Origin of the sequence: Mycobacterium simiae, assembly GCF_008370645.1 — a bacterium.
Taxonomy (GTDB): Bacteria; Actinomycetota; Actinomycetes; order Mycobacteriales; family Mycobacteriaceae; genus Mycobacterium; species Mycobacterium simiae_A.
The window spans coordinates 1-3,541 of record NZ_VTZN01000296.1; the positions used below are offsets into that span (position 1 = coordinate 1).

Genomic DNA, 3,541 nt, shown 5'->3' on the forward strand with positions numbered 1-3,541 from the left:
AATGCCGCTGTGTTGGCTGGTGCGGGGGTGTCTAGGGGGTCGGTTCCGGAGTTGTTTGCTGTTTGGGTGGCAGGTAGCCCGCATGCGCCGGCGTTGACTTGGGTCGGTGTCACGTTGACGTATCGCGAGCTGGATGTGGCGGCTAATCGGCTTGCGTGTGTGTTGGCCGGTTGCGGGGTAGGTCGCGGTGATGTGGTGGCGTTGCTGTTGGAACGCTGTGCTGATGCGGTGATCGCTATTTTGGCGGTGCTGAAAGCTGGTGCGGCTTACCTGGCGATCGACCCTGCCCTTCCTGATACCCGCGTTGGGTTCATGCTCACTGATGCTGCGCCGGTAGCCGCTCTTACTACACCTGAGCTGTGCTCGCGGTTGGATGGGCACGACCTGCAGGTGATCGATATCACCGATCCTGACTTGACTGCTCAACCTGTTCATCCGGTGACCCACCCCGACCCCGAGGACATCGCCTATCTCATCTATACCTCGGGTACCACCGGGGTTCCTAAAGGTGTGGCAATCACTCACCACAACATCACGCAACTGATGGCGCCGCTTGTTGGGGATTTGGCAACCACTTCGGGGCGGGTGTGGAGCCAGTGTCATTCCTACGGTTTCGACTTCTCGGTATGGGAAATCTGGGGTGCATTACTCCACGGCGGACGTCTCGTGGTGATACCTGAACAGGTCAGGCGCTCCCGGGAAGACTTTCACGCCCTGGTGGTGGCTGAACATGTCGACGTGCTTAGCCAAACCCCCTCCGCGGTGGCCGCTTTGTCACCGCGGGAGTTGGAGTCGGTGGACTTGATTGTGGGTGGTGAGGCATGCCCGGCTGAGGTGGTCGATCGGTGGGCGCCTGGGCGAGTGATGATCAACGCCTACGGCCCCGCCGAGACGATGCTGTGTGTGGCGGCCAGTGCGCCGTTGGTGGCCGGTTCGGGAACACCGCCGATCGGGTCACCAGTATCGGGGGCGGCGTTATTCGTGCTCGATGAGTGGTTACGCCCGGTGCCGGTCGGAGTGGCCGGTGAATTATATGTTGCCGGCGCTGGGGTTGGTGTGGGGTATTGGCGCCGAATGGGGTTAACCGCATCACGATTTGTAGCGTGCCCATTCGGAGGGATTGGTGCACGGATGTATCGCACCGGCGATGTTGTGCGCTGGGATACCAACGGACAGTTGCATTACCTGGGCCGTGCCGATGACCAAGTCAAAATCCGCGGTTACCGCATCGAGCCCGGCGAAATCGAGACGGTCTTAACCACTCATCCACGAGTAGCTCATGCAGTCGTGACTACCTACACACCCGCCACCAGGAATAGCGGTCAGCAATTGGTGGGGTACGTCGTACTGGACTCCGAAACACTTCTTACCCGCGAACCCCGCTATGAAACCCACCTTGTGGAGCACTGGCAAGAAGTGTATGACGGCCTATATTCGGGGGCACGAACAAGCACGTCAATTGTGGTGGGTGAGGATTTTGGGGGGTGGGACAGTAGTTATACCGGGGCGCCGATCCCGTTGGAACAGATGCGTCAGTGGCGAACAGCGGCCGTGCAGCGAATCGCAGAACTCAATCCGCAGATGATGTTAGAGATTGGGGTGGGTTCAGGGCTGCTACTTGCCCAGCTAGCTCCCACCTGTGTCGAGTACTGGGGCACAGACTTTTCCGTACCGGCCATCGACACCTTGCAGGAGGTGTTGGCTGCACAACCCTGGGGTGATCGTGTGCGACTGCGCGCGCAGCCTGCCGATGTTGCTGGCGGACTACCCCGCGGCTATTTCGATGTGATCGTGGTGAACTCGGTCATCCAATACTTTCCCAGCGGGGGGTATCTCCTTGATGTGGTGTCCACCGCGTTGCAGCTGCTGGCCCCGGCGGGAGCGCTATTCATCGGTGATGTCCGTAACCTGACACTGCTGCCAGCATTTACCACCGCTGTGGTATGCGCCGAGCCCACCGGCACCTATCACACCGCCGCAGTACTGCGAGAACGGATCCGCCGAGAAACCCTCACCGAACAAGAACTCCTGGTAGCACCGGAATTCTTTACCGCCCTACCGCAGCATTTTGATGACATCGCCGCGGTCGATATCCAACTCAAACCTATGGAAGCGGTCAACGAACTCAGCGCCTATCGATACGACGTCATTCTGCGTAAAGCGCCTGTTACCGTCCAATCCTTGGCCGACCTGCCTACCCAACCTTGGCAATGCTGGGGAAACCTCGCTGCGTTACGCCAATACCTGCAAACACGACACCCCACTCAGTTACGCGTCACCGGCATACCTCACGCCGGGATACAACCCGACGTAGCATTAGCCGACGCCCTTGCTCACGCCCCAGATCAAGCGCCACTGCCCACCCCGTCTGACGCACCTGGTGAAGCTGTGTTGCCGTATCACTGTCATGTCCTCGGACAACAACTGGGATATACCACAGTAGTAACCTACTCACCCACACCTGGCCTCATCGACTTGATCTACACCGCCGTCGGCACCATTAATACGGCACTGTCGGATGTCTACCTGCCCGCCGGGACGCTGAATTCGATCACGACATACGTTAATGATCCCGGCGCCGTTGAGTTGGTGACGGAGCTTCGCCGATTCGCTGCTGCCCGGCTACCGGAATACATGGTCCCTACCGCGATCACCATCCTGGAATCACTACCACTGACCATCAATGGCAAACTTGACCGACAAGCACTACCCACCCCAGAATTCAGCAGCGGCACAACCTACCGAGCACCACGGGACCACCACGAGCAAGTACTCACTACACTATTCAGCGAAATCCTCGGACTCACCCAAGTCGGCATCGACGACTCGTTTTTCGACCTGGGCGGACACTCCCTATCAGCCACCCGACTAGCGGTACGAATCCGAGCCGAACTCAACATCGAAATCCCCATACGAACAATATTTGAAATACCCACCGTCGCGGGACTCGCCAATCAAATCAAAACCAATAACGGAAACAAACCACAAACACCACTGCGAGCCAGTGCACGCCCACCAGTGATTCCGCTGTCATTTGCTCAACAACGACTATGGTTCATCTACAAATACGAAGGCCCCTCAGCCACATACAACATCCCACTAACTCTACGACTAACCGGCCAACTCAACCCCACCGCTCTAGCCGCCGCCATCAACGACCTGATCGCCCGCCACGAAACCCTACGCACCACATTCACCGAAACCAACGGAATCCCCCAACAACGCATCCAACCAGCTAACCAAATAGACTTCGGCTGGCAAATTATCGACGCTGCCAACTGGTCAACAAAAAGGCTCCAGAAATCAATCGAAAAACAAGCACAATATTTTTTCGACTTAGCAAACCAAATCCCGTTACAGGCACGCCTTTTCCGAATAACCAATCAAAACCACATATTGATACTTGTGGTCCACCACATCGCCGCCGACGGCGCCTCATTAGTACCCCTAGCACAAGACCTAGCCACCGCATACACCAACCGGTGCGCAGGACAACAACCCAACTGGCCACCACTACCCATCCAATACACCGACTACACCC

Annotated in this window: 1 protein-coding gene; it reads left to right on the forward strand. The window is 57.6% G+C overall.

The annotated features are described in order from the left end of the window. A partial coding sequence (locus F0Q45_RS30015) for a non-ribosomal peptide synthetase (RefSeq protein WP_149656438.1) occupies window positions 1-3,541 on the forward strand: 3,541 nt, incomplete at both ends.